This window comes from Aeromonas sp. A04 (assembly GCF_047780465.1).
Classification (GTDB): domain Bacteria; phylum Pseudomonadota; class Gammaproteobacteria; order Enterobacterales; family Aeromonadaceae; genus Aeromonas; species Aeromonas bestiarum.
The window spans coordinates 422,897-447,673 of record NZ_JBLNHP010000002.1 but is presented as its reverse complement, the minus strand read 5'-3'; the positions used below and the strand labels follow the sequence as shown (position 1 = coordinate 447,673).

The 24,777-nt window shown below is 62.2% G+C and carries 19 protein-coding genes; 10 read left to right on the top strand and 9 right to left on the bottom strand.

The genetic code is table 11. From position 1 onward, the window contains the following. Positions 1-24 precede the first annotated feature (24 nt). The 5 genes from ACM3N8_RS09790 to ACM3N8_RS09770 all read right to left on the bottom strand — a co-directional run bounded on the left by ACM3N8_RS09790 (position 25) and on the right by ACM3N8_RS09770 (position 5,762). Positions 25-1,440 carry a glycoside hydrolase family 32 protein gene (locus ACM3N8_RS09790; RefSeq protein ID WP_290017628.1) on the bottom strand — a complete coding sequence of 472 codons (1,416 nt, stop codon included), beginning with the start codon at positions 1,438-1,440 and terminating at the stop codon, positions 25-27. Continuing rightward, positions 1,440-2,804 carry a sucrose-specific PTS transporter subunit IIBC gene (locus tag ACM3N8_RS09785; protein ID WP_290017630.1) on the bottom strand — a complete coding sequence of 455 codons (1,365 nt, stop codon included), beginning with the start codon at positions 2,802-2,804 and terminating at the stop codon, positions 1,440-1,442. Before ACM3N8_RS09785 ends, ACM3N8_RS09790 begins: the two co-directional genes overlap by 1 nt. 83 nt (positions 2,805-2,887) lie before the next feature. Next, positions 2,888-3,802: an aminoimidazole riboside kinase gene (locus ACM3N8_RS09780; protein WP_290017959.1), complete on the bottom strand. Its 915-nt coding sequence runs from the start codon at positions 3,800-3,802 to the stop codon at positions 2,888-2,890. Between the two features lie 157 nt (positions 3,803-3,959). Then, the gene (locus tag ACM3N8_RS09775) at positions 3,960-5,450 is read right to left on the bottom strand and encodes a carbohydrate porin (RefSeq protein ID WP_290017632.1); all 1,491 of its coding nucleotides are present in this window, start codon (positions 5,448-5,450) and stop codon (positions 3,960-3,962) included. A gap of 183 nt (positions 5,451-5,633) precedes the next feature. After that, entirely contained in the window at positions 5,634-5,762 is a 129-nt protein-coding gene (locus tag ACM3N8_RS09770) for a hypothetical protein (RefSeq protein WP_290017634.1), read from the bottom strand. 889 nt (positions 5,763-6,651) lie between these two features. On the opposite strand from ACM3N8_RS09770, the gene mgtE reads away from it, so the two are divergent. Beyond that, complete coding sequence (mgtE, locus tag ACM3N8_RS09765) at positions 6,652-8,031, top strand: magnesium transporter (RefSeq protein WP_043134317.1); 1,380 nt, start codon at positions 6,652-6,654, stop codon at positions 8,029-8,031. A gap of 118 nt (positions 8,032-8,149) precedes the next feature. Here the strand turns inward: mgtE and dnaJ are convergent, their stop codons facing one another. The 3 genes from dnaJ to grpE form a co-directional block, all read right to left on the bottom strand. Then, entirely contained in the window at positions 8,150-9,292 is a 1,143-nt protein-coding gene (dnaJ, locus tag ACM3N8_RS09760; protein ID WP_042871174.1) for a molecular chaperone DnaJ, read from the bottom strand. A gap of 113 nt (positions 9,293-9,405) precedes the next feature. Next, entirely contained in the window at positions 9,406-11,331 is a 1,926-nt protein-coding gene (gene dnaK / locus ACM3N8_RS09755) for a molecular chaperone DnaK (RefSeq protein WP_290017638.1), read from the bottom strand. A 299-nt stretch (positions 11,332-11,630) separates the two neighbouring features. Further along, a complete protein-coding gene (gene grpE, locus ACM3N8_RS09750) occupies positions 11,631-12,206 on the bottom strand; it encodes a nucleotide exchange factor GrpE (protein ID WP_043556786.1) in 576 nt (191 codons plus the stop codon). Between the two features lie 267 nt (positions 12,207-12,473). Between grpE and nadK the strand changes: the two genes are divergently transcribed. Then, complete coding sequence (nadK, locus tag ACM3N8_RS09745; RefSeq protein ID WP_042871168.1) at positions 12,474-13,358, top strand: NAD(+) kinase; 885 nt, start codon at positions 12,474-12,476, stop codon at positions 13,356-13,358. A gap of 114 nt (positions 13,359-13,472) precedes the next feature. Further along, positions 13,473-15,137 (top strand): DNA repair protein RecN, encoded by a 1,665-nt coding sequence (recN, locus tag ACM3N8_RS09740; protein WP_098983297.1) that lies wholly within the window; start codon positions 13,473-13,475, stop codon positions 15,135-15,137. Positions 15,138-15,273: 136 nt separating this feature from the next. On the opposite strand, the gene ACM3N8_RS09735 is transcribed toward recN, so the two are convergent. After that, complete coding sequence (locus ACM3N8_RS09735) at positions 15,274-15,486, bottom strand: hypothetical protein (RefSeq protein ID WP_416016035.1); 213 nt, start codon at positions 15,484-15,486, stop codon at positions 15,274-15,276. Between the two features lie 204 nt (positions 15,487-15,690). Here ACM3N8_RS09735 and ACM3N8_RS09730 point away from each other — a divergent pair, with 204 nt between their 5' ends. The 7 genes from ACM3N8_RS09730 (at position 15,691) to ACM3N8_RS09700 (ending at position 24,494) form a co-directional block, all read left to right on the top strand. Next, entirely contained in the window at positions 15,691-16,584 is an 894-nt protein-coding gene (locus ACM3N8_RS09730) for a DHHA2 domain-containing protein (protein WP_416016034.1), read from the top strand. 403 nt (positions 16,585-16,987) lie between these two features. Beyond that, entirely contained in the window at positions 16,988-17,428 is a 441-nt protein-coding gene (locus ACM3N8_RS09725; RefSeq protein ID WP_043134323.1) for a universal stress protein, read from the top strand. A 260-nt stretch (positions 17,429-17,688) separates the two neighbouring features. Then, on the top strand, positions 17,689-18,852 hold the full coding sequence (locus ACM3N8_RS09720; RefSeq protein WP_416016033.1) for an efflux RND transporter periplasmic adaptor subunit: 1,164 nt from the start codon (positions 17,689-17,691) through the stop codon (positions 18,850-18,852). Further along, positions 18,849-20,789, top strand: a complete 1,941-nt coding sequence (locus ACM3N8_RS09715; RefSeq protein ID WP_416016032.1) for a MacB family efflux pump subunit — start codon at positions 18,849-18,851, stop codon at positions 20,787-20,789. Before ACM3N8_RS09720 ends, ACM3N8_RS09715 begins: the two co-directional genes overlap by 4 nt. Then, positions 20,786-22,159, top strand: a complete 1,374-nt coding sequence (locus tag ACM3N8_RS09710) for an efflux transporter outer membrane subunit (protein WP_416016031.1) — start codon at positions 20,786-20,788, stop codon at positions 22,157-22,159. Before ACM3N8_RS09715 ends, ACM3N8_RS09710 begins: the two co-directional genes overlap by 4 nt. Positions 22,160-22,312: 153 nt before the next feature. Beyond that, positions 22,313-23,119 (top strand): siderophore-interacting protein, encoded by an 807-nt coding sequence (locus ACM3N8_RS09705; RefSeq protein ID WP_043134329.1) that lies wholly within the window; start codon positions 22,313-22,315, stop codon positions 23,117-23,119. A gap of 268 nt (positions 23,120-23,387) precedes the next feature. Then, positions 23,388-24,494 carry a 3-deoxy-7-phosphoheptulonate synthase gene (locus ACM3N8_RS09700; RefSeq protein ID WP_290017648.1) on the top strand — a complete coding sequence of 369 codons (1,107 nt, stop codon included), beginning with the start codon at positions 23,388-23,390 and terminating at the stop codon, positions 24,492-24,494. The last annotated feature ends 283 nt before the right edge of the window (positions 24,495-24,777 follow it).

Below are 24,777 nucleotides of genomic sequence, written 5' to 3'. Positions count from 1 at the left end.
GCCTCCCGGCTGACTAGCACCGGGCTATTGTACTAGGCAAGCCGACAGCGGCCAGTGATTGAGGCAAATTTTGCAGCCCCCACCCGCGTTCCCTGCCGATAGCTGCGGCTTTTCACCGGGGAAGTAGCGGGCCGACAGGCTGTGGCGACCGCCATCGATGAAACACTCCAGACTGGAACGATCGCACAGCACAGTGATCCGCCCACCCAGCCAGGGGGCGGATCGCGTCTCCCATTCCCCGCTCTGCCAGTTCTGGCGCCGCAAGGTGATGCGCCCAGGCTGCCACACCAGCTCGGCCACAGCGCCGAACCAGAGGCTTCCCTCACCGCACAGATCCAGATCGAGCCAGGCCGAGTCGATGGCCAGCCCCGCAAATTCGCCTGGCGTCCCCTCGAACCGGGTCAACTCCCCCTTCAATGCCGCCAGCTCCGCCACCGGCCGCTGGCAGAGCCACTCCCCCTGCCAGAACAGCTCCCGCGGGCAGCTCATCTGATGGATCCAGCCATAGGGGATAGTGGGCTGGCTCATCTCGTTCTCCTCCGGCAGCCCCAGCCAGCCGAACAAGAGGCGCCGCCCCTGACTGTCCTGGGTGGTCTGTGGCGCATAGAACTCGAAGCCCCTGTCCAACTCGTGGAAAGCCCCGTGCTTGAAGTGCTCGCCGTCAAAATGGCCCGCCAGCCAGCCACACTGGTAGAGATTGCGATAATCCTCCCCCACCGGGGCAATCCCTTGCGGGCAACTTATCAGCACGTGGCGACCCCCTAGCGGGAAGAGATCCGGGCACTCCCACATATAGCCAAAGTCGCCGAGACCGCCATGCCCGCTGCCGGCGATGGAGCCCAGCAGCTGCCACTTGTCCAGCGTCTCGCCGCGATAGAGCAGCACTTCGCCCCTGTCATCCAGAGTGCGGGCCCCCAGCACCATGAGCCACTGCTGGCCGTCGTGCCACACCTTGGGGTCGCGCACATGGCCGCTGTAGCCTGCGGGCAGTTCCAGCACAGGCCCCAGCTTGACAAAGCCACCCTCACCATCGGCGCGAGCCAGACACTGGTAGGCGGTGCGGCCGCCGTCCGGGTATTTGACATTGCCTGTGTAGATGAGGGTCAGGCGTCCCTGCTCGTCGCTGACCGCCGAGCCAGAATAGCAACCGTGGCTCTCATACGCCTCGGTGGGCAAGAGCGCCACCGGCTCGTGCTGCCAGTGCAGGAGATCGCTGGAGCTGACATGACCCCACCCCTTGTTGCTGTGCGTGCAACCCAGCGGGTTCCACTGGTAAAAAAGGTGATACCGGCCGCCGTGCTCGATAAAGCCATTGGGATCGTTGAGCAGCCCCACCGGGGCTGCCAGATGCCAGCGGGGCCTATGGGGATCGGCCGCCGCCTTGAGCTGTCCGGCCAATAGCGACCGGACAATCTGATTGAGGAGATCAACTTCCTTCATCACTCCACCTTGTATTTGAGCAGCCAGGAAGCGGCAAAGGCAGCGCCAAAGGCGATCACCAGCCCGATGACGTAGTGGATGAGGCTCATGGGCTGGACTATGGCCATGCCGGGAATGCCGGTCAGCCCCACCGCCGTCATGCCCACCTTGGTCGCCACCACGTAGGCACCACCCAGGGCACCGCCGAGCAGACCGGCCAGGAAGGGCTTGATGTAGCGCAGGTTGACGCCGAAGATCGCCGCCTCCGTGATGCCGAGCAGGCAGGACATGGCCGCCGGCACGGTAATCGCCTTGATTTTCGGATCCCGGGTCTTGAAGTAGACAGCCAGACAGGCCCCGCCCTGCGCCACGTTGGCCATGGCCCAGATGGGCAACAGGAAGTTGACGCCTATGGCCGGATTGGTGAGCAGCCCCGCCTCTATGGCGTGGAAGCTGTGGTGGATGCCGGTGATGACGATAAGCGAGTAAGTCCCGCCAAACACCAGCCCCGCCAGCCAGCCCGCCTGCTCATAAAGCGCACTCAGACCGAACGAGATGCCGTCCCCCAGCACCCGACCCGCCGGGCCGATAAACAGCAGCGCCACGAAACCTGTGATGATGACGGTGAGAAACGGCGTGAGGATCAGATCCAGCGCGTCCGGAATGCGCTTGCGCAACTGCCTCTCCAGATGGGACATGAACCAGACCGCCAGCAGCACAGGGAAGACGGTGCCCTGATAGCCGATCATGGCGACATCGAGACCGAAGAAGTCCATGGTCTTGAAGCCACCGGCTACGCCCCAGGCGTTGGTCAGCGCCGGATGGGTAAGGATGCCCCCCATGGTGGCCCCCAGATAGGGGTTGCCGCCAAACTCCCGCGCCGCAGTAAAGCCGATCAGGATCGGCAAAATGATGAAGGCCGCCGAGCTGAACATGTCGAGCATGACGAAGAGGGCGCTGTCGGCGTTGACCCAGCCGTAGGTGCGCACCATGCCGAGCAGCCCCATCAGCAGACCGGACGCGACGATTGCCGGAATGATGGGCACGAAGATGTTGGACAGCGTCCGCGCCAGCCGCTGGGCCACATTGAGCTTGGCCGTCGCCATGTCGGTCAGCTCCGACTTGCTGGCGGTGCCGGTACCGGTCAGGGCCACAAACTCCGCATAGACCTTGTTGACCAGACCTGTGCCGAAGATCACCTGAATTTGACCCGCGTTGCTGAAGCAGCCTTTTACCCCGTCCAGCTTGTCGATGGCGGCCTTGTTCACCTTGCTGTCGTCCGCCAGCACCAGTCGCAGCCGGGTGGCACAGTGAGCGGCGCTGACGATGTTCTCCTTGCCCCCGAGCAGGGGCACCAGATCCTTGGCTATCGCACTGATATTCATATTCTTCCTCTTATGACCCGCCATGCTGGCAGGCCCTTGTCACATGAGAGTAGGGGCTGTCGAGCCGGGCTTCTAGCCGCAGATCAACAGCCGCTTGCGCCTGATCGCAAAAAGGCATCCAGTTCTGTGCGGGTTGGCAGCGCCGTCATGGCCCCCTTGGCGGTGGTGGCAAGCGCCCCGCAGCCGTGAGCCTGGGCCAGGATGGCGGGCAGCTCGGCCAGCGTGGGCAATCGCTCACCCTGCGCCAGTGCCGCCAGCAGACCGGCGACGAAAGCATCCCCCGCCCCCGTGGTGTCGAGCGGGGTCACTTTTTGCCCCACCCACTCCAGCAACTCGCCCCCCAGGCGGGCCACCACTCCGGCCGCCCCCCGGGTCACCAGCACCAGCGCCGGGCCCGAGAGGGTGGCGAGCCCCGCGGCCAGCTCATCCTCACCGCTCAGCAGCTGCAGCTCCTCGATGGAGAGCTTGACCACGTCCGCCAGGGCGATGGCCGCGCTTACCTGGGGCAGCATCTCGGCGGGCTTGCCCCACACCTCGGGCCTCAGGTTGGGATCGAAACAGACCCGCCCCCCCGCCTCCTTGATGGCGGCCATGGCGTGCAGGCAGCTGCCGCGTACCGGCTCGTTGGCCAGGGCGATGGAGCAGGTGAGCAGCCACTGCCCTGCCTCGAAGCGGGGCAAGTCAGCCGGTTCGAGGAACTGATCGGCGCTGGGGCGCACCATGAAGGTGAAGCTGCGCTCCCCTTCTTCATCGAGTTCCACCAGCACCGTGGAGGTACGATGGGCCGGATCCTGGGTCAGATGGCGAATGTCGACGCCCTCGGCCACCAGGGTATCGGCCATAAAGCGGCCGAAGGGATCGGCGCCGACCCGGCCGATAAAGGCCGACTCCCCGCCAAGCCGGGCTACCCCCACCGCCACGTTGGCGGGTGCGCCACCCGGACACTTGAGGTAGTGCAGCTCCCCTTCCGGGATAAGATCCACCACCGCATCCCCCATTACCCACACACGATTCGTCACCTTGCTACTCCACTGCTGCACAGAATTCATTGACGAGGCCGGGCCCTCATCTCTTGGCTTTCATTATCAGCTAAACCGATTTAGCCAACCAACAGATCTCGGCACCGGCTGCCATTTTTGTGATCGGGATAACGAACTAGAACCAGGTTTCCATCTGTACGCCAAAGTTCCACTCGCCACCGGCGGTGAAGTTGCTCTGGCCCATGGCATCGTCGCTGGCGTAGCTGTCGAGCTCGGATGACCAGTCCATCCAGCTGGCGAACACCCGCAGTTCGGGACGTTCGAAGAAACCGGCGGTCTGCGCCTTGAAGGTGGGAGCGAAGGTGAGCTTGGTGAAGTTGCCGCTCACCGCCTGGCGGCCCTTGTAACCCTTGGGATCCAGATCCATGTACTGCCAGCTCGCCTCATAGACCAGCTCGACGTTCTGGCTCAGCACCTGGGCCACCCGGGTATTGAGGGTCAGCCACTGGTATTCATCCCCCTTCACGTAACGGTCCTGGCTCTGCTCTGCCAGCAGGGCCGGGGCGAAACGCCAGCGCGGGTTGAGATCCGTGGCGCCAAAGACCGCCACTCGCACCGCATCGGCATCCGGCAGCAGCTCGCTGTCGGAACCCAGTCCCTTGAGCTCGGCCCCCAGGCCATGACCATAGAGGATCGCCGCCTTGGAGAAGCCGGGGTTGATGCCAAAGAAGCTGTCGGCGTGATAGGCCAGCAGGGTGTGCGCCCCCTTGTTCGCCGCCTCGCTTCCCTTGCCGCCGTCGTTGATGCGCGCCTCGTTGTCTTTGGCCGAGAGGCCGTTCAGCATCCACTGCCAGTTGCCGACGCGATTGTTCATGGTGAGGATATGGCTCTCTATGTCCGACAGGCCGCTGGCGCTGATGTCACCATAGTCGCGCCCATAGAGGGAGAAGTTCGCCTTCCAGCTGTCGGCCAGCTGCACGTCGTAGACGCCGCCACCGGTCCCGGCCAGGAACACCACGTCCGAGTCGAGCCAGTGGATGTCGAAGTTGTCCCGATCGAAGCGCTTGCCCGCCCACAACACCGCATGCTTGAAGGGGCCGTCGAAGCTCGCCAGATTGCCGATTTCGGCAAACACCTGGCGGGTATTGAGGCTCGAATCGCTGGCGGTCCAGTCGTTGCTGGTCTCCACGCCATCGGCCAGCATCAGCTTGTAGCGGGCCCAGCTGCCATCGGCGAAGGTCTGGGTCTTCTGCAGGTTGGCCTCCATGTAGGTGTCATCCTCGTTGCCAAGCCGGCCAACAGCCCCGCCCACCGATCCTGCCGGGGTGATGTAGGGGCCGCCGCGCCCGCCGTTGCCATTGCCGTTGACCAGCAGGCCCGAGCGGGCATAGCCGTGAAACTCGAAGCCCTGCGCCCCCGCCGTCTTCTCATCCACCTTCTGGCTGCGGCTGTTGGCGACCTGGGCCTGCTCACTGGCCGCACTCGCCTTCACCTCGGCCTGACTGGCACGACTTTCCGCCGCCTCGGCTCGCGCTTCAGCCGCCTGTACCCGCGCCTCCAGCGCTGCCAGCCTGGCTTCGATACCGCCCTCGGCCGCCCACAGCGGGCCGCTCATCCCCAATCCCAGCGCTACCGCCAGCGCCAATCTGCTCTTGAACATCATCATCTTCCTCACCTGTCGTGTGTTGCCCGATCGGGCTCTGTTTTTATCGGCGAAGAGAGCATAGCTAAACCGCTTTAGCCAACTCAATATAGAAGCTAAACCGTTTCAGCCACTCTGTGAGCGGGATAACATTTGTACAGAATGAATTGGCTGAACTTGTGAGGTGGATCCCTTATCGGGATCCACTCAATAGTGCAGATCCACATCCGCAGAGCTGCGATACCGGCTGGCGGTGTGGATGAAGGGCCGCATCTCGCCGGCAATATGGGTCAAGGGGTCATGGTGCTGACGATGGATCTGCCGGGCATTGGCCATGCACCATCCTGTGAGTGGACGTTGACACACGCAGTGCACCATCTGGGTCGGCGGCGAAGCGGCAGCTAATGATGCCGAGCCCGGCGCGTAATATGGCCGCGTACCCGATGATCCTGTCGTTCAATCACGAAACATATCAATAAAGATGTTTCTAAATGTTTCTGTCGATGGATTAATTATTTACCAATAAGTGTCATTCCAGTAGCATCGCCGCATTGATTAATAACGGAGACCATCAGTGGGCAATTCATCAGATGACAGTAGGTTGTTGAGCTCGTCAGCCAATACCTGAGTCGCGAGATCCCGCAGAGTCTTCTGCCGCTATCTCGCGCTATGCGGAGAGCGGTTTATTTGCACCTGAGTGCACCCCTTCCCTGTATTCACTCGATGTCTATTACTTGCGCCATCCAGGGTCACCCGCTGGATGCCGTCAATCATGCCTGCATGGATCTTCTCCTGATATCAGGACCCGCATGTCATTACCGCTGTCTACCCATCAGCCCATGTTGCTCCGCCCATGGCGCGAGTTGCCAATGGTGAGCCCGGTTTGCCTAGGGTCAGTGGCCATGCGGCTTGCCGGCGAAACCGCAGGCGACATGGCAGCCGCCGCTCACCGGGTTGCGTCCGTCTCGCCATCCGGTCTCCCTTGCTGCACGCTTGCCGAGCGTTGCACCTGTTCAGTTCCCCTTTCCTTGCCCATGACGGGCAAGAATATGGCCGTTTTCTACATCAATCAGGAGGTGTCTTATGGACCCTGACCCTGGAGCCTGTACTGGCGACTAGCCCGAGTTAATTTTCGGGTGTTATTTCTTTATCTATTTTTGCTGATGTGATGTCAGTCGGGACTCTATTTGCCATTTTTCCGGCTGATGTAATAAAGGATATATAAATGCAATACCAAGATATTCACCAACAGCTGTACGTACTGCTGCAAAACAAGGATCGCATGGGGATCCAGAGCCTGAGCCTGAATATTCATGAAGTCGATTTGGCTCAAGCGATAAAGCGCCTGACAGACAAGCATATTCACACCTTCCTCAGCCTGGTGCCTGCATTGCGGGCCGCTCGCATCTTCCGCCATCTGCCCAGCGACATTCAGGCCAGTCTGGTGCGCTCCATGGCCAAGACCCAGCTGGAGGAGCTGTGCACCCGCCTCTCCCCCGATGACAGGGCCGACCTCTACAATCGTCTGCCCGCCGCCTTGCGCCAGATCCTGCTCGATGCGATGACGGAGGAAGAGCGGGAGGATACCCAACGACTGGCCTCTTACTCCGACAGCCTGGTCGGCTCCATCATGAGCTCGGATTGTGCCAGCCTGCCGGCCGACATCACTGTGGGCGAAGGGCTGCAGCGCCTGCGCAGCACTGCCGCTGACAGAGAAAGCATCTACACCCTGTATGTCGTGGATGAAATGCGCCGCCTCATCGGGGTTGTCTCGCTGCGAGAGCTCTTTCTGGCCGACAGCAAGGCCCCCATATCAAGCATCATGCAGCGGGAGCTGGTGAGTATTCAGGCAGATGCCCACAAGGGAGCCGCTGCGGACATGATAGCCCGCTATAACCTGCTGGCCCTGCCGGTGTTGAATAATGACCGACAGCTGCTCGGCATGGTCACAGTGGATGATGCGATGGATGTGGCCGAGGAAGAGGATGCCAACCGCATTGCCCGTTTCGGTGGTACGGCGGCTCTGGGTGGCCCCGAACTCGATCTTCGCGCATCCAGCACACTGAGCATGTTCAATGCCCGTTTCTTCTGGCTGGCGGTACTGACCATCTTTGGCATTCTCACCAGCAATCTGGTCGCGGCCCAGGAGGATCTGCTCAGCGAGGTCCTGATCCTCGCCGCCTTCATTGCCCCCATCATCGACATGGGCGGCAACGCGGGCAGCCAGTCTGCCACCCTGGTGATCCGCTCTATGGGCATGGGGCAGCTCAAGCTGAGCTTGCGTGACTTCTTCTTCGTACTGCGTCGCGATCTGCCCGTGGCCGTGGCGCTGGGGGTGGGTGTCGCCGTGCTGGAAGGCGTGATGGCATTCTGGAGCAAGAGCATAGGTTGGGACATAGTGCTGATCGTCAGCCTGTCGGCCATGACGGTGACCGTCGTTGGCAGCCTGCTCGGTTTGGCTCTGCCATTCGTGGCGCGCAAGATAGGCACTGACCCGGCCACCCTCAGCTCCCCCATGCTCACCTCGATCATGGATCTGCTGGGTGTGTTGATCTATTTTGGCTTCGCCTATGCCTTCCTCGGCAGCACGCTGGTCGGCGCCTGATATGGACAGCTCTGCACATCGGGATGACGGGTCGCGATAGCGCTCGGATCAAGACGACAAAAAAAAGAGGGAGGCATCATGCCTCCCTCTTTCTATCTTGGTGCCGGACCGGCTGCCATCAGCGGGTCAGGTCGTCGAAGAAGCGTTTCACCCCTTCGAAGAAGCCTTCCGATCTCGGCTTGTGGGTCTTGGCGGCGGCACCGCTGAACGACTCGTCCAGCTGGCGCAGCAGCTCTTTCTGGGACTCGGTCAGCTTGACCGGGGTCTCGACCACCACCTTGCACATCAGATCCCCCACCTGGCCGGAGCGCACGGACTTGACGCCCTTGCCCCGCATGCGGAACATCTTGCCGGTCTGGGTCTCGGGAGTGACCTTGAGCTTGACGCGGCCATCCAGGGTCGGCACTTCGATCTCGCCACCGAGTGCGGCGGCGGTGAAGCTGATGGGCACTTCGCAGTAGAGGTTGTTGCCGTCACGCACGAAGATTTCGTGCTCCTTGACGTGCACCTGTACGTAGAGATCCCCGGCCGGAGCCCCGGCTTCCCCCGCTTCCCCTTCGCCGGAGAGACGGATGCGATCGCCGGTATCGACGCCCGCCGGAATTTTCACCGACAGTGTCTTGGTCTTCTGGTAGCGACCCTCGCCATGGCACTTGCGGCACGGATCCTTGATGATCTTGCCGCGACCGTGGCAGTGCGGACAGGCTTGCTGCACCGCGAAGAAGCCCTGACGCATCTGCACCTGACCGGCACCGTGGCAGGTCGGGCAGGTCTGGGCGCTGCTGCCGGTGTGGGCGCCGGAGCCGTTGCAGACCTCGCAGTGGACCAGGGTCGGCACCTTGATCTCCTTGGAGACGCCGCGCACCGCTTCTTCCAGGGTCAGCTCCATGGTGTAGCGCAGGTCGGAACCCCGGGCCGGACCACGACGACCGCCGCCGTTGCGACCGCCAAAGATGTCGCCAAAGATGTCGCCGAACGCATCACCGAAATCGGCTCCGCCGCCAAAGCCACCGTGGCCACCGCCACCCTGGCTCTGATCCACGCCGGCATGACCGTACTGGTCATAACGGGCGCGCAAGTTGGCATCGGTCAGGACCTCATAGGCTTCCTTGACCTCTTTGAACTTCTCTTCGGAGGCGGCATCACCCTGGTTGCGATCCGGGTGAAACTTCATCGCCAGACGCTTGTACGCCTTCTTGATCTCGCGCTCGTCGGCATCTTTCGATACCCCGAGCACTTCATAGAAATCGCGCTTTGACATACTGATCCTGTTGCTACGTAAACAGTTATGCAGACGGGCGTTGGTCACCCAACGCCCGTAAATTCATCGTTCAAGCCGATGGGCAGAGCGGACTCTGCCCATCTGGGTGTGGCTTATTTCTTGTCGTCTTTCACTTCTTCGAACTCGGCATCGACCACGTCGTCGTCAGCCTTGGTGGAAGAAGAGGACTGACCGGCATCGGCGCCAGCGCCCTGAGCCTGGGCTTGCTGCTGGGCAATCTCCATCAGCTTCTGGGAGGCTTCCATCAGCGCCTGTTGCTTGGCTTCGATGACCGCCTTGTCGTCACCCTTGATGACGGCTTCCAGCTCGCTCAATGCGGTTTCGATCTTGGTCTTGTCGTCGGCAGGCAGGGCTTCACCGGCTTCGGCTACCTGCTTGCGGACCGAGTGGACCAGACCGTCAGCCTGGTTGCGGGTCTGCACCAGCTCTTCAAACTTCTTGTCTTCGGCCGCGTTGGCTTCCGCCTCGCGTACCATGCGTTCGATCTCTTCATCAGACAGACCGGAGGAAGCCTGGATGGTGATCTTCTGCTCCTTGTTGGTCTCCTTGTCTTTGGCAGAGACGTGCAGGATGCCGTTGGCATCGATGTCGAAGGTCACTTCAATCTGCGGCAGGCCACGCTGAGCCGGACGGATGCCTTCCAGGTTGAACTGGCCCAGGGACTTGTTGTCGCTGGCGCGCTTGCGCTCACCCTGCAGCACGTGAATGGTCACGGCAGACTGGTTGTCTTCGGCGGTGGAGAACACCTGGGACTTCTTGGTCGGGATGGTGGTGTTCTTCTCGATCAGCGCCGTCATCACGCTGCCCATGGTTTCAATACCCAGAGAGAGCGGAGTCACATCCAGCAGCAGTACGTCGGTCTTGTCACCGGACAGTACGGCACCCTGGATGGCAGCACCCATGGCCACGGCTTCGTCCGGGTTGACGTCTTTGCGCGGCTCTTTGCCAAAGAACTCGGCAACAGTCTTCTGCACCATAGGCATGCGGGTCTGACCGCCTACCAGGATGACGTCGTCGATCTCGCCAACGGCCAGACCAGAGTCTTTCAGGGCGGTACGGACCGGCTCGAGCGAGTCTTTCACCATGTCTTCCACCAGGGATTCCAGCTTGGCGCGGGTCACCTTGATGTTCATGTGTTTCGGACCTGTGGCATCTGCAGTGATGTACGGCAGGTTCACGTCGGTCTGCTGGGCGGAAGAGAGCTCGATCTTGGCTTTCTCGGCGGCATCTTTCAGACGCTGCAGGGCCAGCTGGTCGTTGCGCAGGTCGATGCCCTGCTCACGCTTGAACTCGTCTACCAGATAGTTGATGACACGGTTGTCGAAGTCTTCACCACCCAGGTGGGTGTTGCCGTTGGTCGCCAGTACTTCGAAGGTTGTTTCCCCTTCGACTTCGTCGATCTCGATGATGGAGATATCGAAAGTACCGCCACCCAGGTCATACACGGCAACCTTGCGCTCGCCCTTGACCTTGTTCACGCCGTAAGCGAAAGCAGCTGCTGTCGGTTCGTTGATGATGCGTTTTACATCCAGACCCGCGATGCGACCGGCATCCTTGGTAGCCTGACGCTGGGCATCGTTGAAGTAGGCCGGTACTGTGATGACGGCTTCGGTCACCGGCTCGCCCAGGTAATCCTCGGCGGTCTTCTTCATTTTTTTGAGCACTTCGGCAGAGATCTGCGGCGGTGCCATTTTCTTGCCCTTCACTTCAACCCAGGCATCGCCGTTGTCAGCCTTGGCGATGGCGTACGGCATGATCTTCAGGTCACGCTGCACTTCTTCATCTTCGAAACGGCGACCGATCAGACGCTTGATGGCGAACAGGGTGTTCTTCGGGTTGGTGATGGCCTGACGCTTGGCCGGCTGACCAACCAGGATCTCGCCATCATCGGCATAGGCAATGATGGACGGAGTAGTACGATCGCCTTCTGCGTTCTCGATCACGCGAGCGGTGTCGCCATCCAGAATAGCGACGCAGGAGTTGGTAGTACCCAGGTCAATACCGATGATTTTACCCATTTGACGAATCTCCAAATACTTTGAATAAACTGGCGAGGAACTCGCCTTAATGCGTTAACGGCTAGGTGGGGGCAGCCAGAGTGGCTTTCAAGCTCCCGGCATCAAAATTTTTGTGCCGCCGCGGCCTTGCAACCTATATGGGGTCTCAAGTTGTCGCTTCAAGCCCCGCCCTCAAAAAACCGCGCATTCTTGCCCTGTTTACGGCTGAATGCTTGCCAAATGGCGCCACTGAATACGCAGAATGGCGCCGCTATCAATAAAAAGCCCGCCGAGCGGCGGGCTCAGCACAGCGATGACTCTCAGGCCGGCGCCTTGGAGACCATCACCATGGCCGGACGGATCACCCGACCGTTGAGCTCGTAGCCCTTCTGCATCACGGCGATGACTGTGTTCGGTGCCAGCTCGCCATTTTCGATCATGCTCATCGCCTGATGGGCGTTGGGATCGAACGGCTGATTGAGCGGATCCAGCGGATTCAGACCAAACTTGCCCACCGAGCTCTGCATGGATTTGAGGGTCAGCTCGACCCCTTCGATCATGGGCTTGAGGGCATCGTTCTCTTTGTCCGCCAGCTCGATGGCGCGCTCCAGGTTGTCCAGTACCGGCAGCAGTTCGGCGGCGAATTTCTCCAGCGCAAACTTGTGAGCCTTCTCCACGTCCTGGGCGGCGCGGCGACGCAGGTTTTCCATCTCGGCGACGGCACGAATGGCACGCTCGCGCTCTTCATTGGACGCCAGCCGGGCGGCGTCCAGTTGGGCCTCCAGCTCGGCAATGCGGGCCTGCTCGGCTGTCACTTCACTGTCTACATCGGTCGGCTCGACTGGCTGGACTTCCACTTGCTCCATCGCTTCAACCTTTTGTTCTTCGTGGTTCATGACATCTCCAATTTCAGGGTTGCTTGTTAGGGTCTGTTGACGTTCGGGTGCGAGACAAGTCGGTAACAGACCCTGTAATGGCGCTATTATGGGGACGCAGCCCCGGCTTTCAAGGGGAAAAGGGCGCTATCGTCGCCAATGAGCCGAGCCAACGGCCAAATTGCCACTTTTCATGGCGCTATGCCCACCAGTAGACGCCGGCAGCAGACAAATCCCCCACAAAGCGCGGTATACTCCCCCCAATACTCATCCCAGACCCGACAGCATATGGATTCTCCGTTCAAAACCATTGCCCTGATTGGCAAACCCCACCACGAAGGGGCCAACCAGACCCTGACCGGTCTGCATCAATATCTCACTACCCGAGGTTTTCGGGTGCTGGTGGAGAGCCGGGTGGCCCACACCCTCGGCATCATGGATGAGAACGTGATGGATCTGGTCCAGCTCGGTGAGCAGGCGGATCTGGCCATCGTCGTCGGCGGCGACGGCAACATGCTGGGGGCGGCCCGGGTGCTGTCACGGTTCGATGTGGCGGTGATCGGCGTCAACCGGGGCAATCTCGGCTTTTTGACCGACCTGTCGCCGCAGGATTACCTGCTGCCGCTGGAACAGGTGCTCTCAGGCCACTACAAGAGTGAACACCGCTTCCTGCTGGAGGCCGCCGTCTATCGCCATGGGGAGCGCAAATCGAGCAACCTGGCGGTGAACGAGGCCGTGCTGCACCCCGGCAAGATAGCCCACATGATCGAGTTCGAGGTCTATATCGATGGCAGTTTCATGTACAGCCAGCGCTCGGACGGCATCATAGTCGCCACCCCGACCGGCTCCACCGCCTACTCATTGTCGGCGGGCGGCGCCATCCTCACCCCCAAGCTCAACGCCATCACACTGGTGCCCATGTTTCCGCACACCCTCAGCAGCCGCCCCATAGTGCTGGATGCGGACAGCGAGGTGCGGCTGCTGGTCTCGCCGGACAACCAGGATGACGCCATGCAGGTGAGCTGCGACGGTCAGGTCACCCTGGCGGTGCACCCGGGTGACGAGATCCTCATCAAGAAGAGCAGCCACAAGCTGCACCTGGTGCACCCGCTCGACTACAGCTACTTCCACGTGCTGCGCAACAAGCTCGGCTGGGGCAGCAAGCTGTTCTAAGCCGCTTTTCAACCCTTCCTTGTCCATCCTGTTGCGGGCCGACTCTTTACTGTATGTAAAACCAGTATATACTGGATGCATACACAGTAATGTTGGCCCATACAGGATGAGACCATGCTGACCCAGCTGACCGTCAACAACTTCGCCATCGTCAAGTTTCTCGAACTCGATCTGCAACCCGGCATGACCTGCATCACGGGTGAGACGGGTGCCGGTAAATCCATCGCCATAGACGCGCTCGGCCTCTGCCTCGGCGAGCGGGCCGAAGCCAGCATGGTGCGCCCCGATAGCGACAAGACAGAGGTCAGCGCCCGTTTCCTGCTGGACGGCAACCCGGCCGCCCGCGCCTGGCTCGCCGCCAACGAGCTGGACAACGAAGGCGAATGCATAGTGCGGCGGGTGCTCTCCGCCGAGGGGCGCTCCCGCAGCTACATCAACGGGGTGCCCGTCCCCCTGACCCAACTCAAGAACCTGGGTCAACTGCTGGTCAACGTCCACGGCCAGCACGCCCACCAGCTCCTGCTCAAACCCGACTACCAGCTCAGCTTGCTGGATGGCTATGCCGGCCATCACCTGCTGCTGGACGAAGTGCGCCAGCATTATCAGCTGTGGCGCCAGCTGCAAAACGAGCTCAATCGCCTCAAGGCCGAACAGCAACAGCGGGAGGCCCGCCGCCAGCTCATCGAATATCAGGTACAGGAGCTGGACGAATTCGCGCTGCAACCGGGAGAGTTCGAGGCGATCGAAGAGGAACATCAGCGGCTCGCCAACGGCACCGAGCTGATGCAGGAGTGCGGCGCCTGTCTCGATCTGCTCTATGACAACGAAGAGACCACCATCGCCGGCCTGTTGCAGGTCGCCGTCGACAAGGCCGAGGGTCTGGTGGGCATGGACAGCCGCCTCACCCCTGTGCTGGAGATGCTGAACGAGGCGATGATAGGCGTGCAGGAGAGCCACAGCGAGCTGCGCAGCTATCTGGATCGGCTTGAACTGGATCCCGAGCGCTTCAACGAACTGGAGGCCCGCCTCTCCAAAGCCATCAATCTGGCCCGCAAGCACCATGTCAAACCGGCCGAGCTGGCCCTGCATCATCAGGATCTGGCCAGTGATCTCGCCCGCCTCAACTCCGATGAAGAGCGCCTCGAGGGCATGGAAGATGAGCTGGCCGAGGCCCGCCTCGCCTTCGTGCAGGCCGCCGAGGCCCTGAGCCAGAGCCGTCAGCGTTACGCCCAGGAGCTAGGCACCAAGGTGACCGCCAGCATGCACGAGCTGGCAATGCCGGACGGTCGCTTCGCCATAGAGGTGCGACCGGATGCCCAGAGCAGCCTGTCGCCACTCGGTATCGATCGGGTGGAATTTATGGTCACCACCAACCCGGGGCAACCGATCCAGCCGCTCGGCAAGGTGGCCTCCGGCGGTGAACTGTCACGGATCAGCCTCGCCATAGTGGTGATCAGCGCCCGCAAGGTCTCGACCCCGACCCTGATTTTCGATGAGGTGGACGTGGGGATCAGCGGCCCCACCGCCGCCGTGGTGGGTCGTCTGCTGCGCCAGCTCGGTGAATCCACTCAGGTCATGGTGGTGACTCACCTGCCACAGGTGGCAGGCAAGGGCCACCAGCACATGGTGGTGAGCAAGCACACGGACGGCAAGACAACTGAGACCCAGATGCAGGCGCTGGATCAGGGAGCCCGCCTCAAGGAGCTGGCTCGTTTGCTGGGCGGCGACCATATCACGGACAATACCCTGGCCAACGCCCGCGAGCTGCTGGCCTCCTGAGCAAGCATCTCCAGGCAGGCAGTAAAAGGGAGCGCCAGACCCGCAGGGTTGGGCTCTCCTTTTTTATTGCTCTCCCCTCATTGCCTTATGCTCTTTTCCTCTCCCACAATCCCCTCCTCTGGCTGGCCAACCAATATCAGAGCAGCCTCCCTGACCCGGATCCGGCACTGGCGCCAGCGGTAGACAGGACAACACCTGAGCCGCAGCCAAGTTCCTGGGGCAGGATCTGAGCCTGGGTCTGGGTCTGGGTCTGGGTCTGGGTCTGGGTCTGGGTCTGGGTCTGGGTCTGGGTCTGGGTCTGGGTCTGGGTCTGGGTCTGGGTCTGGGTCTGCAACAAGGTGCTCGCCATGACCGGCTCCGCCCACCCACACGACAGGGGACTACAAGGGACTAGCGGATCAGCCTGGTTGCCAGAAGTAGCACAGCTGCATAGAGTGAAACCAGACTGGGGGGCAAGCCCTCACTCCGTTTAGCCATCTTATTTCGCGCCCCCTGCCCGATCTGCATAATCGCGATCTCGGCCAGGCTAGCCTCCAACGTCAGGAATGTCTTTATGCTCCATGTGTTTGGCCACAAGAACCCCGATAGCGACAGCATCTGTACCGCCCTGGTCACCGCCGACTGGCTCAATCGCCAGGGCCGGCAGGCCCAGGCCTATGCCCTGGGTGAGCCCATAGCCGAAACCCGCTTCATTCTGGAAACTGCCGGGGTCGATGCCCCGCCCCTGCTGCAGGGCAGCGTGGCCAATAAATCTGTGTTTCTGGTGGATTTCAGCGAGCTGGAACAGGGGCCCGAGGGGCTGGCCGAGGCCGACGTGCAGGGGCTGATAGATCACCACAGGATAGGTACACTCATCACCCGGGGCCCGCTCGATGCCTGGATCCGGGCCGTGGGTTGCAGCGCCACCGTCCTGCTGGAACTGATGGGCTATCACACCCTCTCCCGCACCCAGGCTCGCCTGCTGCTAGGGGCCATCATCAGCGACACCTTCAGCCTCACCTCGCCGACCACCACGGCCCGTGACCGCGCCGCCGTCAATGCGCTGCTGCCCCTGGCCGATCTGGCGCTGGAGCCCTTTGCCCAGACCCTGCTGGAGCGGCGTACCCAGCTCGGTGACTCCCCTATGACAGAGCTGCTCGTCGCCGACGAGAAGGCGTACCAGATCGCCGGTTACAAGCTCTATGTCAGCCAGATCTGCGTGATGGATCCGGCGCAGATCCACACCCGCCAGGCCGAGCTGGCGCAGGCCATGCAAGACCGGCTGGAGCAAGATGAGCTGGATGCCTATGTGCTGATGCTGACCGATCTGGCCAAGGGCGGCAGCCTGCTCTACTTCGCCAGCAAGGGCATACTGCCCGAGCAGCCGACTCATCTGGCCGGCGCCGTCAGCCGCAAGAAAGAGGGGCTGCCCTGGCTGACCCAGTATCTCTCCTCAGACCCGGCTTGAGTTCAGTGCAGAGGGGGCCGGCCCAGGGCCGGCTCCCTCTCCACTCTTCGTCGCCCACTCTTGCCACCCCCACACCCCAAACCGCTCCCCCGTAATCTCATCGATGCCAAACCACAGGATCCTGGTTTTTGGCGCCCATCCACAGCGCAAACATGCTGCCCTGTCAGGTTTTTCACTGCCAACAGACCAATGAACCATCAAAAAGCAGGGTTCCCTTCATTTTCCATTCAACTCAGTCTGTTATGATGATGTGAACGAACATGGCTTTGCGATCCATCACCGACAAAGAGTGACGCCAGACGCGCGAAACCGGTTCGTTCTATGCGACACATAGCGGGAACACAGTGGTAGGGGACAGACAATTTGTCCCCGGTGCCCCGCGCCATGCCAAGGAGAACTGCTTATGACCTCAACCCATATTGTGCTGTTGCTGGAAGGCAAGGATTACGAGCAGGAGACACTGGCCAAAGCAAGCCGGTTGGTACAGGGAATGGGCGGTGAATTGACCCTGCTGCACCTGACCCACAGCAGCAAGATGCGCCGCAAGAGCCTGTCACTGTCCGAGGAGGAACGCAGTGCCCAAGGCACCCTGGATGCCAAGGCCATCATCAGCGAGCTCATCACCACCCTGCAGCACCCGGTGGATTACCAGTGTCTGGTGGTCGATGACGTGGTACCGGATCTGAAGCGCTGGCTGGACGCGCACCCGGCGGATCTGTTGCTGGTGGGCAGCCGCCACCACTGGATGGAAGGGTCACTGGCCCGCCTGCTCATCTACAAGCTGCCGATCGATATCCAGATCTGCCACGAACCCTACGCCGAACAGCTCAAGGCCGTCGGCTGATCTGCCTGGCGCCCACCCCACGGGTGGGCGCCGCTTGCCAACACGGCATCGCCTCACGTTACTCCCTCTCGCCGCACGCCCTCGCACCTCGCCACCCTGTCCATCCAAGCCGCCGCCCAGCCACTGTCCTGACGGCAGGCAAGGCCGGTAATGACAAGGCTATCTACATGTTTCCTTACATATTCATCGCTGTTTTTTAAGCCTCGTTTGCTGCAGGATATTGCCCTTGCACGCCTTCGTTCGTTTCTTTCAGGTGATAAATGAACATAACCCCCAAGCAGCGAAAATTCGCCCTGCTCATCCTGCTCCCGCTGGCTGCCATCTCCTGGCTGGCCTGGCCGAACAAGGCCCCCGAGCCCGTGCTGAGCGCGCCAGTGACTCGTCAGGATGTGGAGCAGACTGTGCTGGCCAGCGGCGTCCTGCAGGCCATAGAGCAGGTGGATGTGGGTGCCCAGGTCTCGGGTCAGGTGACCTATCTGGCGGTCGAGGCCGGACAGAACGTCAAGCAGGGGGAGCTGCTGGCCGAGATAGACCCGCTGCTCGCCCAGAACAACCTCAAGACCGCCGAGGCGGATCTCGCCAGTCGCCGCGCCCAGCTCAAGATCAAGCAGGCACAGCTCAAGCAAAACGAGCTGGCCTGGCGTCGCCAGCAGCAGATGTTCAAACAGGAAGCCAGCTCCCGCGCCGATCTGGAGAGCGCCGAAGCCCAGCTGGCGGTCACCCGGGCCGAGCTGCAGAGCGCCCAGGCCGAGATCGAGAATGCGCTGATCAAGGTGGATCGCACCAAGACGGAGCTGGGCTATAACCGCATCCTGGCCCCCATGGATGGCACAGTCGTCAGCATAGTGACCCGCCAGGGCCAGACCCTGGCCGCCAGCCAGACGGTACCGACCCTGCTCAAGCTCGCCAACCTGGAGACAATGACGGTGAAGGCGCAGATCTCCGAGGCGGATGTCACCCGGGTCAAGGCCGGCATGCCGGTCTATTTCACCCTGATGGGGGATGCAGACACCCGCTATCACGGCACCCTGCGCACGGTCGAGCTGGCCCCCACCAACATCAACGAGCAGGCCACCAACACCACGGCCACCAGCAATGCCGCCGTCTACTACTACGCCCTGTTCGACGTTCCCAACCCGGATCACACCCTGCGGGTCGCCATGACCACGCAAGTCACCATAGTGCTCGGCGAGCGCAAGCAGGTGCTGACCATTCCACAGACGGCTCTTGGCAAGAAGCTGGGTGAAAACGAGTACGAGGTCACCCTGCTCAAGGATGACGATCAGAAGGAGACGCGCCGCATCAAGACCGGCATGAAGGATGACATCAAGGTGGAGGTGGTCAGCGGCCTGAGCGAGCAGGAGAAAGTCACTCTGGGCCAGGGCAAGCCAGTCAGCGACGGTGACATGGAGATAATGCTGTGAGCGAGCCGCTGATCCAGCTCAAGGGCATAGAGCGACGCTATCAGAGCGGGGAGCAGGAGGTTACCGTCCTGCATCCGCTGGATCTGACCATAGAGGCGGGGGAGATGATCGCCATCGTCGGCGCCTCCGGCTCCGGCAAATCCACCCTGATGAACCTGCTCGGCTGCCTCGATCGTCCAAGCGCGGGCCAGTACCTGTTCCGGGGCCAGGACACAGCCACCCTGGACGCCCTCTCCCTGGCCCGGTTACGCTGCCACCACTTTGGCTTCATCTTTCAGCGCTACCACCTGCTGCCGCACCTCAATGCCGCCGCCAACGTGGAGATCCCGGCCGTCTATGCCGGCGCCTCCCGTCCCGAACGGCAGGCGCGCTCCCAAGCCCTGCTGGCACGGCTGGGCTTGAGCGATCGCAGCCATCACACCCCGGGCCAGCTCTCCGGCGGCCAGCAGCAGAGGGTCAGTATCGCCCGGGCGCTGGCCAACGGCGGCGAGGTGATCCTGGCGGATGAACCCACCGGCGCCCTCGACAGCCAAAGCGGCAAGGAGGTGATGGCCATCCTCAAGGAGCTGCACGCCCAGGGCCACACCATCATACTGGTGACCCACGACATGGCGGTGGCCAGCCACGCGGATCGCATCATCACGCTGCGCGATGGCCGGGTGTTGGAAGACAGCGGCAAACCGGCCACGGCCACAGCCCCCCTTCAGCCCGCCCCACCCACCGCCAGGGCCGGTGGCAACGACTGGGATCGCTATCGCGAGGCGGGGCGCATGGCGCTGCACGCCATGCTGGCCCACCGCATGCGCACCTTCCTCACCATGCTCGGCATCATCATCGGCATAGCCGCCGTGGTGAGCGTGGTTGCGCTCGGTCAGGGCGCCCGTGCCAAGGTGATCGATCAGATCAACGCCATGGGCACCAACACCATCGATATCTTCCCCGGCAAGGATTGGGGAGACGAGAAGGCTGCCAGCATCCAGACCCTCAACAAGCGGGATCTCGATGCCCTGCTCGGCCAGCCTTATCTGGAAGGGGCCAGCCCCCAGATTGCCTCGTCGGGTCAGCTGCGTTATCGCAACAAGACCAGCAGCGGCAGCATAGTGGGAGTCGGCAGCGACTTCTTCCGGGTCAAGGGGATGAAGCTCACCAGTGGCCGCCTGTTTGACGAGCGCGACATCCAGAACCGGGCCGCGGTGGCCGTGGTGGATGGCAAGACCATAAAGAGCCTGCTCGGCGAGGAAGATCCCGTCGGCCAGGTGGTACTGGTTGGCACCCTGCCGGTGCGCATCATAGGCGTGGTGGAAGAGGAGACGGGGTTTGGCCGCAGCAGCCAGTCGGTCAATGTCTGGCTGCCCTACAGCGCCGTGATGAGCCGCCTCATCTCCCAGAACCACTTCAGCCAGCTCACCATACGGGTCAAGGACGGGGTGCAACCCTCCCTTGCCGAACAGGCCGCCATCGAGCTGCTGACCCAGCGCCACGGGGTGAAGGACTTCTTCACCTTCAGCAGCGACAGCATCATAAAATCGGTGGAGAAGACCACGGCCACCATGACGCTGCTGGTCTCCGCCATCGCGGTGATCTCCCTCATCGTCGGCGGGGTCGGGGTGATGAACATAATGCTGGTCTCGGTGGTGGAGCGCACCCGTGAAATCGGGATCCGCATCGCGGTCGGTGCCCGCCAGTCCGACATCTTGCAGCAGTTTCTGATCGAGGCGGTGATGGTGAGCCTGCTCGGCGGCATGCTCGGGGTCGGCGTCTCCCTGCTCATCGGCCTGCTCTTCTCCCTGTTCGTGGAGAGCATACAGATGCAGTTCTCGCTCTTTTCCATCCTGATGGCGTTTGGCTGCTCCTCGCTCATCGGGATCCTGTTTGGTTACCTGCCCGCCCGCAATGCCGCCCGGCTCGATCCGGTCGAGGCGCTGGCGAGGGAATGACGATGCACAACTTATCCAGACTGGGGCTCTGCCTCGCCCTTGCCGCAGGCATGAGCGCCTGCAGCCAGCAGAGCAGCTATCACAGACAAGATCTGGCGCTGGCCCCGAGCTGGCAGCAGCCAGATGACGGTCTCACCCGGCAGCAAGCCGGCCTCTGGTGGCAAGGGTTTCATGATCCGGCGCTGGATCAGCTGGTGGCGGCCGTGCTGGCCGCCAACCCCGACATGCAGGTCGCCGGACTGAGGCTCAGAAGCGCACTGCTGGGCGCGGATCTCGCCGATACCAACCTGACCCCCTCGGTCAACGCCAGCCTGGGTGCCAACGGCACCAAGGATCTGAAGAGTGGCAAGGCCAGCGGCAGCATGGGCCCCTCCCTGACCCTCGGCTACGAGGTAGATCTGTGGGGCCGGCTCGCCTCGGCGCGGGATCAGGCGAGCTGGGAAGCCCAGGCTTCCGCCCAGGATCTGGCGGCCACCCGTCTGATGCTGATCGGCAAGGCGCTGGAGCAGTACTGGCAACTGGCCTATCTCGGCTCGGCCGTCAGCCTGGGTGAGCGGCAACTGGCCAACTATGCCCGCGCAGAACAGCTGACCCAGGCCAAATACCAGGCCGGCGCCGTCACCCGGCTCGATCTGGTGCAGGCCAGCCAGCAGAAGGCGGGCAAGCAGGCGGAACTCAGCTCGCTCCTGATGCAGCAGGAACAGGCCCGCAATGCCCTGCGCCTCTTGCTCGGTCGCAGCAGTGGTCCGCTGCCATTTGCCCCGAGCGCACTGACGACGACGCCCGCGCCATCGCTGGCGGTCGGCATACCGGCAGATGTGCTGGCGCGGCGCCCCGACGTGCGCGCCGCTGAGCTGCGGCTGCGCAAGACACTGGCGAAAGGGGACGAGATCCGCACAGGTTTCTACCCCACCCTCAGCCTCACCGGCGGGGCAAGCACCAGCTCGGATACCCTGACCCAGGTGCTGCAAAACCCGGTCGGCACCCTGGGCGCCACCCTGGCGCTGCCCTTCCTCGAATACAACAAGACCCGGCTCTCCATCGCGGGCTCAGAGCTTGACTACCAGATCGCCGAGGCCGAGTTTCGCAAGCAGCTCTACACAGCCCTGGTGGAGGTGGAAGATGGCCTGGCCGCCCGCCATCATGGCGAGCAGCGCCTGAGCTATCTGGCCGAGCAGCTGGCGTTTGCCAAAGAGGCGGAGCGGCTGGCCAAGGCCCGTTTCCAGGCCGGTGCCACCGGAGTGCAGGCCTGGCTGGATGAGCAGAACCTGCTGTGGGATGCCGAGCTCGCCCTGCTCGGTCAGCAGAAGGAGCAGCTCAACACCATGGCCAGGATCTACAAGGCGCTGGGGGGAAGCGATCGCAGCTAACCCAAGCCCTGGCGACGCCGCCACTCATGCCATGAGAGGCGGCGTTTTTCTCCCCTTTTCATGCCCCCTTCCTGACGGACTGCCACACAAAGCAATTGATAATAGTTTTCATTTAATGAAAAATGGGCGCCATTATCAGTCAGGAGTATCCATATGTCTCAGCCCGCCCCGGTCAATCGTCCTCGTCTGCTCACGGTCAAACACATCCGGGATGTGAGCCCGCACCTGCGCCGAGTCTGCCTGACCAGCCCGGAACTCGCTGACTACCCCTTCACCTGCGGCGGCGCCCATATCAAGATCATGCTGCCCCAGCCAGGCCAGGCCCATGCCGTGCTGCCCACGCCCACCCCGCAAGGGCCGCGCTGGGAAGACCCGAGCCAGCGCCCCATCATGCGCACCTTCACCATACGGGCGTTTCGCCGCGAGGCGCTGGAGCTGGACATCGACTTCGCCCTGCACGGCGATGCCGGCCCCGCCAGCCGCTTTGCCCTTGAGGCCCAACCCGGCGATCTGCTGGCCATCTCGGGCCCGGGCGGCCCGGATCCCATGCTGCAACCCGCCCGGCACTACTACATGGCGGGGGATCTCACTTCCCTGCCCGCCATCAGCGCCATGGCGGAGGTGATGCCCGCCGACGCCCAGGGCCATATCGCCCTGCTGGTGCCCTATCAGGAAGATGTGCAGGATCTGTCGCTGCCGGCCGGCGTCAGCCTGCGCTGGTTTATCGGCACCCCCGAACAGACCGAACCGCTGGTGGCATATTTCACCGCCCTGCCGATGCAGGAGCAGGCGAGCTACTTCTGGTTCGGCGGCGAAGAGGGGCTGGTAGTGCCCTTGCGCCGTCACGTCAGGCGCACCCTGGAGGTGGATCGCACGCGCGTCTACGCCGTGCCCTACTGGCGTCAAGGCAAGGATGAAGAGGCCTATCACCACGCCCGTCACGACGTGATGGACAGCTGATCCCCCATATTTTTCCTCCCATTATCAAGCTCATGGCCTGTCGGTCATGGGCTTGATGGCTATCTGCCCTCCCCCGTTTTTGCCCCTCTCCCCCCATTCTGGTGATCCGCTCGGTTGTGCTTGCATTTGAGACAGACAACAAGATAATGATAATCACTCTCAACAATAAACAGTGATGATGCCCCATTGCAGCACCCTCGCCATGACCTCAGGGGTCGGGCGTGGCGCGCACGTCATTCACTCCCGTTTGCACAGCAAGGTAATCCAGATGGCAGTTTTGAACTCGGTAATGCGCGCCTTCGCGGTGGAGGCTCTCCCCACTCCTGCCGACCTGTTGGCACTTCATCCCTGTCCCGCCCCGACCACGGCGCTGATCGCGCACCATCGCCAGCAGGTTCGCCAGATCCTGACGGGAGAGGACGATCGTCTGCTGGTGGTGATAGGCCCCTGCTCCATCCATGATCCGCTCGCCGCCCTCGATTACGCCCAGCGGCTGGCGCGACTTGCCGACGCCTATCAAGACAGATTGCAGATAGTGATGCGCACCTACTTCGAGAAGCCCCGCACCACGGTCGGCTGGAAGGGACTGGTGTTCGACCCCCATCTGGACGGCAGCAACGACATAGGCCATGGCCTGCGGCTGGCGCGCCAGCTGCTGCTCGACATCAACCGGCTGGGGCTGGCCACCGCCACCGAGTTTCTCGATACCACCAGCTTCCTCTATCTGGCCGATCTCATCAGCTGGGGAGCGATAGGCGCCCGTACCACCGAGTCCCAGGTGCACCGGCAGCTGGCCTCGGCCCTGCCCTGCCCCGTCGGCTTCAAGAACGGCACGGACGGCAATATCCGGGTGGCCATCGATGCCATCCAGGCCAGTGAAGCCTCCCACCTGTTCACCGCGCCGGGCAGTCAGGGCGGCATTGTGGTGATCAAGAGCGAAGGCAACCCGGCCGGCCACATCATATTGCGCGGTGGTACGCGCCCCAATTACCACCAGAGCGACGTGGAGGATGCCGCCGAACGACTGACGCGGCAGGGGCTCAGCCACCGCCTGATGGTGGACTGCAGCCACGGCAACAGCCAGAAGCTGCACAAGAACCAGATCCGGGTGGCAGGGGAGCTCTGTCGTCAACTGGGAGAAGGCAGCGACGCCATCGCCGCCGTCATGGTCGAAAGCTTCCTGCAAGGGGGCAGCCAGAAGCCTGCGCCCTTGAACCAGCTCGCCTACGGCCAGTCGGTCACCGACGCCTGCCTGTGCTGGGACGATACCCAGACCCTGCTCGCCATGCTGGCCGATGCCGTGGAGGCCCGCCGCCAGCACAGCGTCAAGGTCCAGCCTGACAAGGCGATCTGGGATGCCCAGCTGGCCAGTTGAACCCGGGAAGGCTCCCCCCGCGGGAGCCTGATTACCCCTGTCTCTCCCCCTTGCAATACCGACCGCCTCCTCGCCACGCCCGCACGACCCGGGTGATCCGTTCAGGTTGAACATTCTGGATATCCGAGTCCGCAGCGGATAAAGAAAATATCCCCCGCCATGATAAACAACGGTATAGCGGCGCCCCATTATGCTGCGCCAGATAAAACTGCAAAACAGCTGGCTTAATGGCACAGACAACCCCAATGAGTAAAAAAGAAGCGCGGCTTGCTTGCAGGCAGCT